The following is a 14,423-nucleotide window of genomic DNA, read 5'->3' on the forward strand; positions in this document are numbered from 1 at the left end:
CGGGTTCGGCGTGCAGGAAGGTTGTTTCCGGCGGTGGCCCGCCCTTTCACGGGGGTGAGGACGGGCCGCCGTTCACGACAGGGCGGACGTTTCGGACGACCGGTGGGGCCGATGCGACAATCCTGACGACCCCGGACAATCCGTGCCGCCCTCCCGCGTTGTGCCCGATTCCGTTCGGTCGAGGGGGCTGCCGGTGGGAGACTGGGCCACGAGCGAGCGCGCGACGGCGCATGCCCGCGGCCCTGACGCTCCTGTGCGCCCCCATCCCGGGAACTGAGATCCTGACCGGCGGCATCCATGTAGGTAGCCGGAACGGCGACTGGGCAGAGGGCCACCACGCGCGAGGGACATACCAGTACGACCGGGGGAAGAGGGGGGAAGCAATGCCTCGTTGGAAGGCCTTGCCGGATGAACTCGATCCGCAGATCAGGGAGTTCACGAGCCAGCTCAGGCGCGTCGTGGACCGCAGCGGCCTGAGCGTCGCGTCGGTCTCCGACCGCACGGGCTACAGCAAGACGTCCTGGGAGCGTTATCTGAACGGCCGGCTGCTCGCGCCCAAGGGCGCGATCGTGGCTCTGGCCGAGGTCACCGGAACCAATCCGGTGCACCTGACCACCATGTGGGAGCTGGCCGAGCGGGCCTGGAGCCGCTCGGAGATGCGGCACGACATGACGATGGAGGCGATCAGGATCTCGCAGGCGCGCTCCGCGCTGAGCGAGCTCGCCGGACCGTCGTCGAGCGGCGGGGGCGGCAGGAGCCGCAAAGGCGGTGGCGCCTCGGTCCGGCCGGGCGTCGCCGGACCGGCCGGCGTCTCATCGGGCGTGCCGCCGCAGCCGACGGCCTCGGACGTCCGTGACGCCTCCGGGGCGAACTCCTGGGGCATGGCCGGGTACGCCGGGCCCGCCCCGGCGGGCCGCAGCGGCGCCGCTGCCCCTCCCGCGCCACCCCGGAGCGGCGGAGGCCGTGGCGGCTCCAACGGCCCGGACGGCAAGCGGCGGACGGGGATGTTCCTCACGGGTGCCGTCGGAGTGCTGGTGGTGATCGCCGCCGCGTTCTACGTCACCGGGAACGAGGACGGCAGGAAGGGCGAGGCCGGGAAGTCCCCCTCGCCCACCGCCTCCGCCCCCGCGGAACTGCCCGCCGGGGTGAAGTGCAGCGGCGACAGCTGTGACGGCAAGGACGCGGAGAACATGGGGTGCAGCGGCGACCTCGTGACCACCACGCAGACGGCGACCGTCGGCGCCACCACGGTCGAGGTCCGCTACAGCAAGACCTGCGGGGCCGCGTGGGGCCGTGTCACCCAGGCCACGCAGGGGGACGAGATCGAGATCGCCGGTGGGAAGTCGAAGCAGAGCGACAGCATCACCGAGGTCGGCGACACGGTCGCCTACACCCCGATGATGGCGGTCGAGAGCGCCGCACAGGCCAAGGCCTGCGTGGTACTGGCCTCCGGCGAGGAGGGGTGTACGGAGTAGGGCGGTGTGCTGAGGCGGCGACCCGCCGGCGAGCCGGGCGCGCTGTGAGGCCGCCCGTGAAGTTCGTGGCGCGGTGTGCGCATGGGACGGCGGATCCGGGGCACGTGAACCTCACCCCCACGGGAGTCCGGCACGATCGGTCCCCCGATCGGCGGCCGCCTCCGCCCCTCTCCCGGACAGGCGGCCGCCTTCCCCGGGCACGCTCGTGTACACGTTCGTCACTCTGTGGGACTGACCACACGGAGCCTGGGCGTCCACGATCGTGGATGCCGCGATAGCCTGACCGCTGGATCTCTTGACGCCAAGAGATCGATCACCGGCACTCACCACGATGCCCCATCCGCGCCGGTGACCGATCATCGTGGCGGGCACCGGTCACGCGCCGGAGCGGGATCCGTATCCCGGGGCCGGGACGCCCCACCGCCAGCTGTCATACGGAGAACGCCATGACCCGCACTCCCGTGAACGTCACCGTCACCGGCGCGGCCGGCCAGATCGGTTACGCCCTCCTCTTCCGCATCGCCTCAGGCCAGCTGCTCGGCGCGGACGTGCCGGTCAAGCTGCGCCTGCTGGAGATCACCCCCGCGCTCAAGGCGGCCGAGGGCACGGCCATGGAGCTGGACGACTGCGCGTTCCCGCTCCTGCAGGGCATCGACATCACGGACGACCCGAACGTGGCCTTCGACGGCGCCAACGTCGCCCTGCTCGTGGGTGCCCGCCCGCGCACCAAGGGCATGGAGCGCGGTGACCTCCTGGAGGCCAACGGCGGCATCTTCAAGCCGCAGGGCCAGGCCATCAACGCCCACGCCGCGGACGACGTCCGGGTGCTGGTGGTGGGCAACCCGGCCAACACCAACGCGCTCATCGCCCAGGCCGCCGCCCCGGACGTACCGGCCGAGCGCTTCACCGCGATGACCCGTCTGGACCACAACCGCGCGCTGACCCAGCTGGCGAAGAAGACGGGCTCGACGGTCGCCGACATCAAGCGCCTGACCATCTGGGGCAACCACTCCGCCACCCAGTACCCGGACATCTTCCACGCCACCGTCGCCGGCAAGAACGCCGCCGAGGTGGTGAACGACGAGAAGTGGCTGGCCGAGGACTTCATCCCGACCGTCGCCAAGCGCGGTGCCGCGATCATCGAGGCCCGTGGCGCCTCGTCGGCCGCCTCCGCCGCCAACGCGGCCATCGACCACGTCCACACCTGGGTCAACGGCACCGCGGACGGCGACTGGGTCTCCATGGGTATCCCCTCGGACGGCTCCTACGGCGTCCCGGAGGGCCTGATCTCCTCCTTCCCGGTCACCGTGAAGGACGGCACGTACGAGATCGTCCAGGGTCTGGAGATCAACGACTTCTCCCGCGCCCGCATCGACGCCTCCGTCAAGGAGCTCGAGGAGGAGCGCGAGGCGGTCCGCGGCCTCGGCCTCATCTGATCACTCCGTCCGGCCACGGACCACGGGCCCCGCACCGGTACCGACCGGTGCGGGGCCCGTCCGCACAGGGGGCAAAGTTCTGGCCAGAGCTTGACGCGTGTCACACGATCGCACCCTTGACAAACCAGTTCCCCTTGGCCTAGCGCCTCCCGTATGCTGATGGCTCGTCAACCCTTCTGTCACCGAAGGCGTACGCAGCATCGGGGGACTGGCATGACCACTGTCCACGTGCCACAGCAACCGCACCACCCGGACGGCCCGGCCCCGCCGGAGGTGCTGTCCGTCCCGCCGCACGCGAGCGAGGCGACCCGGCTGCTGTGCGGGGGCGTCTACCTGGACCCCGACTACCGCGACCGCGTCATCGACGAGCTGTATCTCCACGAACAACGCTTCGTGGCGCCCTCGCTGGGCATCGATGCCGCCCGGGTCCTCGCCCATGCGCTGCGGGCCCGCCGCCAGGAGCTGCGCTGGTCCGCGGGGATCGCCGGGCTCTGGGCGGTGGGCATGGTGGTGACCGGCGGGCTGCTGGCCGGCCTGTTGCTGGCCGGCCTGCTGCTCGGCCTCGCGCCCTGGGTCAGGGGCGGTGCCCAGCCGCCGCCCCCGCACCGGCAGCTGCCCGCATCCGTGCTGAGCTGGGGAGGCCGCGTCCTCTTCGCGGTGTACGCGGTGCTGGTCGTCGCCACGGCCTTCGGGGCCGGTCCCGGCGGCTCCGGTTCCTCGTCCGGCTCGTACGGCTCGTACGGCTCGTACGGATCGAGCGATCTCGACGGTCTGGGTCTGCCCTTCGTCGAGGCGGTCGACCCCTGGCGTGCCTGGCTGGGTATCGGTGTCGTCGTCCTGGTCGCGTGGTGTGCGACGGCCCAGCGTGACGGGTTCGCCCGCGTATTGGGCATGGAGCTGTCCCCGCAGCACTTCCCGGATGTGGCGAACGACCCCGCGGAAAGGGGAGAGGGGGAGCGATTCACCCGGCTGATGCGGCGTGTCCGACGGGAGCAGCACACTCCGCTGATCATGTACGACGAGGAGCGTCCGTTCTGCGGAGCGGGAGCCGCGCACGACACCTGGGTGCTCGCCGTGGAGCTCCGGCCGGACGAGGAGCTGAAGAACCGGCAGCCGCTCGGCAACCGCGTGATCCTCGACCGGGTCCGGCCACTGATCGAGCAGCTCCGTGAACCGGCCGAGCACGCGAGCACCCCTGTGCGCGACCGGCTGCGCGGACTGGAGATCGACGAGTGCGTGTTCCTCCCCGTGGAGGGATTGACCGACCGTGACCAGGCCACCTACACGACGGAGGCGTTCGGGCAGCACCTGCTGCGGGCAGTCGAGGAGGGCGGCGAGAAGCGGCGGCACTTCCTGCGGGTCCGGGTCGGCGCCTGGGGGGAGGAACTGGGCGTCACGGTGTACGTGCGGGTCCACACCCAGGGCCGCATGCTCATGCTGGAGATCGCCCCGCACGTCATGCCCCCGGTGCGCCGGGAGTTCAAACGCGCCGACCATGTCGCGCACGCGGTCCGTACCGGCCCGACGCTGGACAGGATCGTCTCGGCGGCCACCCTGATGCCCGGCTCCGCGGGCCGGGCTCTGGTCTCCCTGTTCCGTGGCGCGGTCTTCGGGTGGCGGCTGCTCACCGGGGGACACCGGAGCGCGCTGCCCGAGGGGCCCGCCCTGTCGGTGCGCGAGTTGGCCGCGACGGCCGCGAAGTCCACGTTCCAGGAGATGGACGTGGCCCGCTATCTCCGGAGCATTCAGGACCGTGTCGGGCATGGGGTACGGCTGGCGCTCGCCGACGCCGGTTATGAGACCGGCGAGTTCGTCCAGAAGATCGTGAACATCAGCAACGGCGCGGTCAGCATCAACCGGGTCGAGGGCTCCACCTTCGCCATCGGTGAGAACTCCAGCGCCACCACCGGCGGCCCCGTGCCGCAGAGGGGAGCCTCCGACGATGACGGCACGTGAGGAGCCGGGCGTCCGCCTGGGGGACGTCCACGGCAGTACCTTCGCCATCGGCAGCAACGCGCACGCGGAGAGCCACCACGGCACCCCGGCGCCGCGCGACGCCGCCGCGGAGGAACTGCTCACCGCGGTACGGGAACTGCGGGCCGATCTGGCCCGGCTGCGGCAGAGCGAGCAGACCGCACGCCTGGATGAGGCCCTGGCGGACACCGAGGAGGAGATCGGCCGGACCGGTACGGCCGCGGAGAGCCGTCGGCGGCGGCTGCGCGATCTGCTCGCGGACGCCGAAACCATCACGGGACTGCTCGCCTCGGCGGGGACCGTGGCGGGCCTGCTCGGGATGTGACGCCGACGGGCGACACGACGAGGGGAACGCGAAGAGCGAGGGAAACGAGGGGGAAGCGATGGGCGGAGGACCGCGGTACTGGAACGAGGAGGCCCAGCGCTGGGAGGAGGGGGGCCCGGGGGAACGAGGAGGGACGGAGGGCGCGGCCGCACCGGCCGCACCGCCGCCCCCTGCAGCCCCGTCGCCCCCGGCTGCTCCGCCCTCCGGCACTCCCACCCTCACGGGCCTCCAGTGGCCGGGCGGCGGTACCCCGCCGCCCGCGCCGGCTGCCCGGGCGTCCCCCGAGCTGCCCCACACCCTCGGGGGAGAGCCCGTCCCGCCCGGGCCCCCGGCGCCGGCTCGGCACGGGCTCGACCGGAGGCGGCTGTGGGTCGTGATGGGCGGGGCCGCCGTGGTCGGGGTGGTCGTGGGACTGGTGCTGATCCAGACCCTGGGAGGCGGCGAGGGGGCGCACGGCCAGGGAGACGGCAAGGCCCCCTCGGTGAGCGTGTCACAGCCCGCCGGGTCCGGGACCTTTGGACCGGAGGAGCCGCCCGCCCCGAGCCGGCCGTCGTCCTCCACCGACCGGACCGGGCCGTCCACCCCGGACCCGGACAGCACCGTCCCCGCCGGTTACGACCGGTACGCCGACTCCGAGGGCTTCACCGTCGCCCGCCCCGCGGGATGGATCCGTAGCAGCGTGTCCTCCCAGTACGGCATGGACGTGGTCAACTACCGCAGTCCCGACGGCGGCAGGCGGCTCCAGGTGTTCGAGGTGGCGGAGCCCTCGCCCGACGCGTCGCACGAACTGTTCCTCTCCGACGCCACCCCGAAGGCCCCCGGATTCGAGCAGCTCTCCCTGGAGACACTGGACGACGGCGACTTCACCGGCTCCCGGCTGGAGTACCTCGCCGACTCGTTCAGGGAAGAGCCCGACATCGGAACCTGGCACGTCGTCGACCTGCGCTTCCAGGCCGCCGACGGCAAGCTGTACGCGCTCGCCGCCTACGGGGCCGACGCCGACGGTCACGAGGACGAGCGCGAGCTGATCCGGATCGCCCTCGAACACTTCTGCCCGCCGGACACCACCTGTGGGACGGCCACGAGCCCCGGCTGAACCGAACCCGGCCGGAGACAGGGGATGTTTTCAGCCGTTTTGCTCGCATGATGTGTGGCGTTGCGCACTTCCCGCAGGGAATCGCGCATGCATTCGGGTCCTGCGGGAAGGCGCCATCCCGTTCCGTGGGTGACGCCCGTGTGACTCGACCTGGTCACCGGACCTGTGTCACTCATGGGCGCTGAACAGGAACGGAAGGCAGCAGTCGATCATGGCGGACAGTACAGAGCTCCAGGTGCGCACCTCGATCCACGCGGGAGGCGAGTGGCGGGCGGCCCTCTCGGGAGCCACCCGCGAGATCCTCGACCCCGCGGACGCGCTGCCGTTCGCCGTGGTCGCGGAGGGCGACGAGAAGGACGCCGACCTGGCGGTGGCCGCCGCCCGGCGGGCGTTCGACGAGGGCCCGTGGCCGCACACCCCCGTCGCCGAACGGGCCGCGCTGTTGCGCCGCGTCGCCGGTCTCCTCGTCCGGGACAGGGAGACGCTCGGCCTGTTGGAGAGCCGGGACGCGGGCAAGACCGTCGAGGAGGGGCGCGTCGACATCGACTGTGTCGCCGACGCCTTCCGCTACTTCGCCGATCTGGTCGCCGGGGAGGCCCCCGGCCGGGTCGTCGACGCGGGCTCCACCGACGTCCACAGCGTCGTCGTGCACGAGCCCGTCGGCGTCTGCGCCATGATCACGCCCTGGAACTATCCGCTGCTCCAGGCCAGCTGGAAGATCGCCCCCGCCCTCGCGGCCGGCAACACCTTCGTCGTCAAGCCCAGCGAGATCACCCCGCTGACCACCGTGGCGCTCATCGACCTGCTGATCGAGGCGGGGCTGCCCACCGGGGTCGCCAACATCGTCACCGGGCCCGGCCACACCGTCGGCGCCCGGCTCGCCGAGCACCCCGACGTCGACCTGGTCTCCTTCACCGGCGGACTGGTCAGCGGCACCAAGGTCGCCCAGGCCGCCGCGCCGAGCGTGAAGAAGGTCGCCCTCGAACTCGGCGGCAAGAACCCCAACGTGGTCTTCGCCGACGCCTGCGCCACCAGGGACGGCTTCGACACCGCCGTCGACCAGGCGCTCAACGCGGCCTTCATCCACAGCGGCCAGGTCTGCTCGGCGGGTGCCCGGCTCATCGTCGAGGAGTCGGTCCGCGACCGCTTCGTCACCGAACTCGCCCGCCGCGCCGAGAAGATCAGGCTCGGCCGGGGCACCGCGGACGGCGTCGAGTGCGGACCGCTGGTCTCCGAGCAGCAGCGCGACAGGATCGAGGCGTATGTCGCCTCCGCGCTGAAGGAGGGGGCGGTGCTGCGCTCCGGCGGCAAGCGGCCCGAGCCGTCCGCCGACCGGCCCGAGGCCGGCTACTTCTACGAGCCGACCGTCCTCGACCACTGCCACCGCGAGATGCGGGTCGTGCGCGAGGAGGTGTTCGGACCGGTCCTCACCGTCGAGACCTTCCGCACCGAGGACGAGGCCGTGGCCCTCGCCAACGACACCGAGTACGGGCTGGCCGGCGCCGTCTGGACCGCCGACGCGGGACGCGCCCGGCGGGTGGCCGGACGGCTGCGCCACGGCACCGTGTGGATCAACGACTTCCACCCCTACCTCCCGCAGGCGGAGTGGGGCGGCTTCGGCAAGAGCGGAGTGGGCCGCGAACTCGGCCCGGCCGGCCTCGCCGAGTACCGCGAGACCAAGCACGTCTACCAGAACCTCGCGCCGAAGCCGGTGCGTTGGTTCGCGGGCTGAGCCGCCACCGCCGAGCGGCCCCCGGAGTGAACGCGGTGCGTGCGGCCCGGGCCGCACGCACCGCGTGACGCCGTACTGCCTCGAACGCACTGCTCCGAACGCACTGCTTCGAACAACACCCCTGACCAGGGCTCTGCTCGAGGTCCCGCCGACATCGCTCGGCACCCTTCGTTCCCCTGTTCCGTCCCCCGAGTCCCCGTAGGAGCAATTTCCATGCCGGATCGCACCCGCGAACGCACGTACGACTACGTTGTCATCGGAGGTGGTACCGCAGGGTCCGTCATCGCCTCCCGGCTGACCGAGAACCCGGACGTCACCGTCGCGGTCATCGAGGGCGGCCCCAGCGACGTCGGCCGCGACGACGTGCTGACCCTGCGCCGCTGGATGGGCCTGCTCGGCGGCGAGCTGGACTACGACTACCCCACCACCGAGCAGCCGCGCGGCAATTCGCACATCCGGCACAGCCGGGCCCGGGTCCTCGGCGGATGCTCCTCGCACAACACCCTGATCGCCTTCAAGCCGCTCCCGTCCGACTGGGACGAGTGGGAGCAGGCCGGCGCCAAGGGCTGGGGTGCGGTGCAGATGGAGGCGTACTACGCCCGGCTCGAGAACAACATCGTCCCGGTCGACGAGAAGGACCGGAACGCCATCGCCCGTGACTTCGTCGACGCCGCCCAGGGCGCGCTGGGCGTGCCGCGGGTCGAGGGCTTCAACAAGAAGCCGTTCGACGACGGCGTCGGCTTCTTCGACCTCGCCTACCACCCGGAGGACAACAAGCGCTCCTCGGCGTCGGTCGCGTACCTGCACCCGGTGATGGAGGAACGCCCCAACCTGACGATCATGCTGGAGACCTGGGCGTACCGGCTGGAGCTGAACGGCACGCGCGCCGAGGGCGTCCACGTCCGCACCAAGGACGGCGAGGAGATCCTCGTACGGGCCCGGGGCGAAGTCCTGCTGTGCGCCGGCGCGGTCGACTCGCCCCGGCTGCTGCTGCACTCCGGCATCGGTCCGAAGGCCGACCTGGAGGCGCTCGGCATACCCGTGGCGCACGACCTCCCCGGGGTCGGCGAGAACCTGCTCGACCACCCCGAGTCGGTGATCGTCTGGGAGACGAACGGACCCATCCCGGACAACTCCGCGATGGACTCCGACGCGGGCCTGTTCGTGCGCCGCGACCCCGAACACGCGGGCCCCGACCTGATGTTCCACTTCTACCAGATCCCGTTCACGGACAATCCGGAGCGACTGGGCTACCAGCGGCCGGAGTTCGGCGTCTCCATGACCCCGAACATCCCCAAGCCGAAGAGCCGCGGCAGGCTCTACCTGACCAGCGCCGACCCCGAGGTCAAGCCCGCGCTGGACTTCCGCTACTTCACCGACGAGGACGACTACGACGGCCGTACCCTCGTCGACGGCATCCGCATCGCCCGCGAGATCGCGAAGACCGAGCCGCTGGCCCACTGGCTCAAGCGCGAGGTGGCCCCCGGCCCGGACATCACGGGCGACGAGGAGCTCAGCGAGTACGCCCGCAAGGTCGCCCACACCGTCTACCACCCGGCGGGCACCTGCAAGATGGGCGCGGCGGACGACGAAACAGCCGTCGTCGACCCCGAGTTGAGGATTCGCGGCCTGCAGGGCATCCGGATCGCCGACGCCTCCGTCTTCCCGACCATGACCGCCGTGAACCCGATGATCGGCGTGCTGATGGTCGGCGAGCGGGCCGTCGATCTGATCGGGAGTGATGCGTGATGAGTACCGCCGCTGCTCCAGCCACTCCTGCCGCTCCCGCCGGCTCGGAGGCCGACTCACCCGTCTTCTCCGTCGACGGGCTGTGGAAGGTCTTCGGCCCGAAGGCCGACCGCGTGCCCGGCGACCCCGAACTCGCCGCGCTCGACCCGGCCGCACTGCGCGCCCGCACCGGCTGCACGGCCGCCGTCCGGGACGTCGGCTTCGACGTCCGCAAGGGCGAGGTCTTCGTCGTCATGGGCCTGTCCGGCTCCGGCAAGTCCACGCTGGTGCGCTGCCTGACCCGGCTGATCGAGCCGACCGCGGGCACCGTCGCCATCGACGGCGAGGACGTCCGCGCCATGGACAAGGCACGGCTGCGCGAACTGCGCCGGCACCGCGCCGCCATGGTCTTCCAGCACTTCGGGCTGCTGCCGCACCGCACCGTCCTCGACAACGTGGCCTACGGCCTGGAGATCCAGGGCATGGGCAAGGCGCAGCGACGCGAGAAGGCCGCCGAGGTCGTCGCCAAGGTCGGCCTGGAGGGCATGGAACAGCGCAGACCCGCCCAGCTCTCCGGCGGCCAGCGTCAGCGCGTCGGGCTCGCCCGCGCCCTCGCCGTCGACCCCGAAGTGCTGCTGTTCGACGAGCCGTTCAGCGCGCTCGACCCCCTCATCCGGCGCGACATGCAGGAGGAGGTGATCCGGCTGCACCGCGAGGAGAACCGCACGATGGTTTTCATCACCCACGACCTCGGCGAGGCCCTGAAGCTGGGCGACCGCATCGCCCTCATGCGCGACGGACGGGTGGTCCAGCTGGGCACCCCCGAGGAGATCGTGGGCTCGCCCGCCGACGACTACGTCCGTGACTTCGTCCGGGACGTCCCGCGCGAACAGGTCCTCACCGTCCGTACGGCCATGCGCCCCGCCTCCTCGGCGGAAGCGGCCGGCAGCGGCCCCGCCGTCCGCCCGGACGCCACGGTGGCGGAGGCCGTCGAAGCCGTCGCCCGCGGGGGCGGTCCGGCCCGGGTCCTCGACGAGGGCCGTTGCCTGGGCGTCGTCGACTCCGACGCGCTGCTGTCGGTGATCGCGGGAACGGAGCAGCCCGCCGGGACGGAGCTGCCCAAGGAGGCCGTCTGATGGCGACCGCCACCGCAGTCGTCCCCCGGACCGGCCGGTCCGGTCTGCTCGGACACCTCGCCGTGCGCAAGCTCCTGCTGCTCACCGTGGCCGCCGGGGTCCTCGTCCCGTTCGCCGTCGCGCGCTGGGCCGGCGGCAGCTGGCCCGAGGCGCTGACCGTGGACGTCTCCGGACCGCTGGCCGAAACCAGCGACTGGATCATCGACAACCGGGACTCCCACCCCCTCTTCCTGTACTTCTTCGGCCACGTCAGCAACGTCGTCGTCGTCACCGTACGGGTCGTCTACCTCGCCCTCCTCGCCGTCGGATGGGCGGGGGTGACCGCTCTCGCCGGGCTCGTCGCCTGGCGCGTCGCGGGCATCCGCCTCGCACTCGGCACCGCCGTCGCGTTCCTCGCCTGCGGACTGCTCGGCATGTGGGTGCCCACCATGCAGACGCTCGCCCTGATGGTGGTCGCGGTCACCGCGTCCGTCGTCGTCGGCGCGCTGCTCGGGCTCGCCGCCGGGCTCTTCGACCGGATGGACCGCGTCCTGCGCCCGGTCCTGGACACCATGCAGGTGCTCCCCGCCTTCGCCTACCTCCTGCCGGTCGTGCTGATCTTCGGCATCGGCGTCCCGGCCGCCGTCCTCGCCACGGTCGTCTACGCCGCGCCGCCCATGGCCCGGCTGACCGCGCTCGGTCTGCGGGGCGCCGACAAGGAGGTGCTGGAGGCGGTCGAGTCGCTCGGCACCACGTCCCGCCAGCGCCTGCTGACCGCCCGCATCCCGCTGGCCCGCAAGGAACTCCTCCTGGGGCTCAACCAGACGATCATGATGGCGCTGTCCATGGCCGTCATCGCCTCGGTGATCGGCGCGGGCGGTCTCGGCGACCGCGTCTACCAGGCGCTGGCCTCCGTCGACGTGGGCGCGGCCCTCGCCGCCGGCATCCCGATCGTGCTGCTCGCCGTCGTCCTCGACCGGGTGACCGGCGCGGCCGGGGCGAACCTCGGCCGGGCGCCCAGGCCCCGCACGCACTGGCTGTACGTCGTGGCCGGCGCCGCGGCCGTGGCCGTCGCCGGACGGCTGACGGCACGCCTGGAGTGGCCCGACGGATGGGTCGTGTCCATCATCGAACCGGTCAACCGGGCCGTCGGCTGGATGACCGACCACCTGTACTCGGGCGTCCCCGTCATCGGCGGCACCGCCGACTGGGCCGCCCGCTTCACCACCTGGGTCCTCGACCCGATCCGCGACGGACTGCAGTGGCTGCCCTGGTGGTCGGTGCTGCTCGTCGTCGCCGCCCTGGCCTGGCTGATCGGCACCTGGCGCACCGCGCTCACCGCCGTCCTCGCCATGGCCGCCATCGGAGTGCTCGGCGTGTGGAACCCGGCCCTCGACACGCTCTCCCAGGTCCTCGCGGCCGTCGCCGTCACCCTGGTCATCGGCTTCGCGACGGGCATCGCCGCGGCACGCAGCGACCGCGTCGACCGTCTGCTGCGGCCCGTGCTGGACGTGTTCCAGACGATGCCGCAGTTCGTGTACCTGATCCCGGTCGTCGCCCTGTTCGGCGTCGGCCGCGCCCCCGCCGTCGCCGCGGCCGTCGTCTACGCGCTGCCGGCCGTCGTCCGCATCACCGCGCAGGGGCTGCGCCAGGTCGACCCGGCGGCCCTGGAGTCGGCCCGCTCGCTCGGCGCGACCAGCGCCCAGCAGCTGCGCCAGGTCCAGCTCCCGCTGGCCCGCCCGGCGCTGCTCCTCGCCGTCAACCAGGGCGTGGTCCTGGTCCTCGCCGTCGTCATCATCGGCGGCATGGTCGGCGGCGGCGCACTCGGCTACGACGTCGTCTTCGGCCTCGCCCAGGGCGACCTGGCGACCGGCCTGGTCGCCGGTGCCGCGATCGTCTGCCTGGGCCTGATGCTCGACCGGGTGACCCAGCCCACCGAACGCCGCGCGAAGAAGGGAGCCTGACATGCGACGCCGTACGACCTCCGCGGTGGCCGGAGCCTTCGCGCTCGCGCTGCTCACCGGTTGCGGTGCCGCGGACATGACCAAGCAGGCCTCGCCGTACGCCAACGCCAAGGGCGCCCGGACGGTGAACCTGGCGGTGCAGTCCTGGGTGGGTTCCCTGGCCAACGTGGCCGTCGCCCAGCACCTGCTGGAGAACGAGCTCGGCTACCGCGTCGACATCGTCCAGGTCGACGAGGTGCCCGCCTGGGACGCGCTCAGCCAGGGCCGGGTCGACGCGATCCTGGAGGACTGGGGCCACCCCGAACAGGAACAGCTGTACGTCGAGGAGAAGAAGACGATCGCGCGCGGCGGCGACCTCGGGGTCACCGGGCACATCGGCTGGTTCATCCCGACGTACTTCGCCGAACAGCATCCCGACCTGAAGAGCTGGAAGGACCTCAACAAGTACGCCGACCGGTTCCGCACCGCGGAGAGCGGCGGCAAGGGCCAGCTGATGGACGGCTCACCGGCCTACCTCACCCACGACAAGGCGCTGGTGAAGAACCTGGAGCTGGACTTCAAGGTGGTGTTCGCCGGCTCCGAGGCCGCGCTGCTCACCCAGATCAAGCAGTTCGCCAAGGAGAAGAAGCCCTTCCTCACCTACTGGAACACCCCCCACTGGCTGTTCGAGAAGGTGCCGATGACCGAGGTGATGCTGCCCCCGTACGAGGAGGGCTGCGACGCCGATCCGGCGAAGGTCGCCTGCGCCTACCCGACCGCCCCGCTGCAGAAGTACCTGAACGCGGACTTCGCGCAGGACGGCGGCGAGGCGGCGGACTTCCTGAAGAAGTTCGAATGGTCCACCGAGGACCAGAACGAGGTCTCCCTGATGATCGCCGACCAGAAGCTGACACCTCAGGAGGCGGCGGAGAAGTGGGTGGACGGGCACGAGTCCACCTGGAAGAAGTGGCTGTCCTGACGGCCGGGCCGGTCCGGGCATGACGCGTGGCCCCGTGCCCACCGAGCACGGTGGGCACGGGGCCACACTCCGGACGCCCCGTGCAGAGCCCTTCCCGGAGGGTTCCGGGGGCGCACCAAGCGCGCACGGGAGGCCAAAAGCCGTGAAACACCGGGGGAGCGAGGCCGGCACCGGGGGTCTCGCGGACACGTCGGACGGGCGGCGCCTAGGCTGTCCGCCGCGAGCCGGGGAGCAGGGACCCGGTGACGGGTACACGCAACACGAGGGGGAGCGGGGAACATGGCGGAGACACGGCGACGGCTGCGGTCCGGCACGGTGATGCTCGGTGGCGTGAGCCTCCTCGCGGCCGCCCTGTCCGCGTGCAGTTCGGATCCGGACCGCCGCTGCGTGGACCGGAACAGCTACGACTACCCCGACGGCTACAAGATCGTCGCCGACAAGAACTGCACGACCTCCGGTTCCACGGGCAAGGGCAGGTCCACCGGGTCGAAGCGGGTCGACGCCGGCTGGTACTACGACGCGGAGACCAGCAACGGCCGGGCCCACGGCGGCACCTTCAGCCGGAGCGATGCCGTCGACCGGGGCGGCTTCGGCTCCTCCGGCACCGGCGGCGGCTGAAC

The 14,423-nt window shown here is 71.9% G+C and carries 11 protein-coding genes; all 11 read left to right on the plus strand.

Going from position 1 to position 14,423, the window contains the following annotated elements; genetic code table 11:
* Positions 1–383 precede the first annotated feature (383 nt).
* The 11 genes from JL475_RS18010 to JL475_RS18060 all read left to right on the plus strand — a co-directional run bounded on the left by JL475_RS18010 (position 384) and on the right by JL475_RS18060 (position 14,421).
* Positions 384–1,475: an XRE family transcriptional regulator gene (locus tag JL475_RS18010; RefSeq protein WP_202278747.1), complete on the plus strand. Its 1,092-nt coding sequence runs from the start codon at positions 384–386 to the stop codon at positions 1,473–1,475.
* A gap of 446 nt (positions 1,476–1,921) precedes the next feature.
* Positions 1,922–2,911: a malate dehydrogenase gene (locus JL475_RS18015; protein ID WP_202278748.1), complete on the plus strand. Its 990-nt coding sequence runs from the start codon at positions 1,922–1,924 to the stop codon at positions 2,909–2,911.
* A 213-nt stretch (positions 2,912–3,124) separates the two neighbouring features.
* A complete protein-coding gene (locus JL475_RS18020; protein WP_202278749.1) occupies positions 3,125–4,867 on the plus strand; it encodes a hypothetical protein in 1,743 nt (580 codons plus the stop codon).
* On the plus strand, positions 4,854–5,210 hold the full coding sequence (locus tag JL475_RS18025) for a hypothetical protein (RefSeq protein ID WP_202278750.1): 357 nt from the start codon (positions 4,854–4,856) through the stop codon (positions 5,208–5,210). Before JL475_RS18020 ends, JL475_RS18025 begins: the two co-directional genes overlap by 14 nt.
* A gap of 58 nt (positions 5,211–5,268) precedes the next feature.
* Positions 5,269–6,306, plus strand: a complete 1,038-nt coding sequence (locus tag JL475_RS18030; RefSeq protein WP_237407486.1) for a hypothetical protein — start codon at positions 5,269–5,271, stop codon at positions 6,304–6,306.
* A gap of 211 nt (positions 6,307–6,517) precedes the next feature.
* On the plus strand, positions 6,518–8,038 hold the full coding sequence (locus JL475_RS18035; protein WP_202278751.1) for an aldehyde dehydrogenase family protein: 1,521 nt from the start codon (positions 6,518–6,520) through the stop codon (positions 8,036–8,038).
* A gap of 213 nt (positions 8,039–8,251) precedes the next feature.
* Entirely contained in the window at positions 8,252–9,787 is a 1,536-nt protein-coding gene (locus JL475_RS18040; protein ID WP_202278752.1) for a GMC family oxidoreductase, read from the plus strand.
* The gene (locus JL475_RS18045) at positions 9,787–10,902 is read left to right on the plus strand and encodes a glycine betaine/L-proline ABC transporter ATP-binding protein (RefSeq protein WP_202278753.1); all 1,116 of its coding nucleotides are present in this window, start codon (positions 9,787–9,789) and stop codon (positions 10,900–10,902) included. The genes JL475_RS18040 and JL475_RS18045 overlap by 1 nt, the downstream gene beginning before the upstream one ends.
* Positions 10,902–12,845, plus strand: a complete 1,944-nt coding sequence (locus JL475_RS18050; RefSeq protein ID WP_202278754.1) for a proline/glycine betaine ABC transporter permease — start codon at positions 10,902–10,904, stop codon at positions 12,843–12,845. The genes JL475_RS18045 and JL475_RS18050 overlap by 1 nt, the downstream gene beginning before the upstream one ends.
* Before the next feature lies 1 nt (position 12,846).
* Positions 12,847–13,803, plus strand: coding sequence for an ABC transporter substrate-binding protein (locus JL475_RS18055; protein WP_202278755.1), 957 nt, complete (start codon positions 12,847–12,849; stop codon positions 13,801–13,803).
* A gap of 279 nt (positions 13,804–14,082) precedes the next feature.
* Complete coding sequence (locus tag JL475_RS18060; RefSeq protein ID WP_202278756.1) at positions 14,083–14,421, plus strand: hypothetical protein; 339 nt, start codon at positions 14,083–14,085, stop codon at positions 14,419–14,421.
* Positions 14,422–14,423: the final 2 nt, after the last annotated feature.

Origin of the sequence: Streptomyces sp. M2CJ-2, from assembly GCF_016757295.1 — a bacterium.
Classification (GTDB): Bacteria; Actinomycetota; Actinomycetes; order Streptomycetales; family Streptomycetaceae; genus Streptomyces.

Bases quoted from the DNA above. Each gene is read 5' to 3' on its own strand.
- JL475_RS18015 (WP_202278748.1), top strand. From the start codon at position 1,922: ATGACCCGCACTCCCGTGAACGTCACCGTCACCGGCGCGGCCGGCCAG.
- JL475_RS18030 (WP_237407486.1), top strand. From the start codon at position 5,269: ATGGGCGGAGGACCGCGGTACTGGAACGAGGAGGCCCAGCGCTGGGAG.
- JL475_RS18060 (WP_202278756.1), top strand. From the start codon at position 14,083: ATGGCGGAGACACGGCGACGGCTGCGGTCCGGCACGGTGATGCTCGGT.
- JL475_RS18050 (WP_202278754.1), top strand. From the start codon at position 10,902: ATGGCGACCGCCACCGCAGTCGTCCCCCGGACCGGCCGGTCCGGTCTG.
- JL475_RS18010 (WP_202278747.1), top strand. From the start codon at position 384: ATGCCTCGTTGGAAGGCCTTGCCGGATGAACTCGATCCGCAGATCAGG.
- JL475_RS18045 (WP_202278753.1), top strand. From the start codon at position 9,787: ATGAGTACCGCCGCTGCTCCAGCCACTCCTGCCGCTCCCGCCGGCTCG.
- JL475_RS18055 (WP_202278755.1), top strand. From the start codon at position 12,847: ATGCGACGCCGTACGACCTCCGCGGTGGCCGGAGCCTTCGCGCTCGCG.
- JL475_RS18035 (WP_202278751.1), top strand. From the start codon at position 6,518: ATGGCGGACAGTACAGAGCTCCAGGTGCGCACCTCGATCCACGCGGGA.
- JL475_RS18025 (WP_202278750.1), top strand. From the start codon at position 4,854: ATGACGGCACGTGAGGAGCCGGGCGTCCGCCTGGGGGACGTCCACGGC.
- JL475_RS18040 (WP_202278752.1), top strand. From the start codon at position 8,252: ATGCCGGATCGCACCCGCGAACGCACGTACGACTACGTTGTCATCGGA.
- JL475_RS18020 (WP_202278749.1), top strand. From the start codon at position 3,125: ATGACCACTGTCCACGTGCCACAGCAACCGCACCACCCGGACGGCCCG.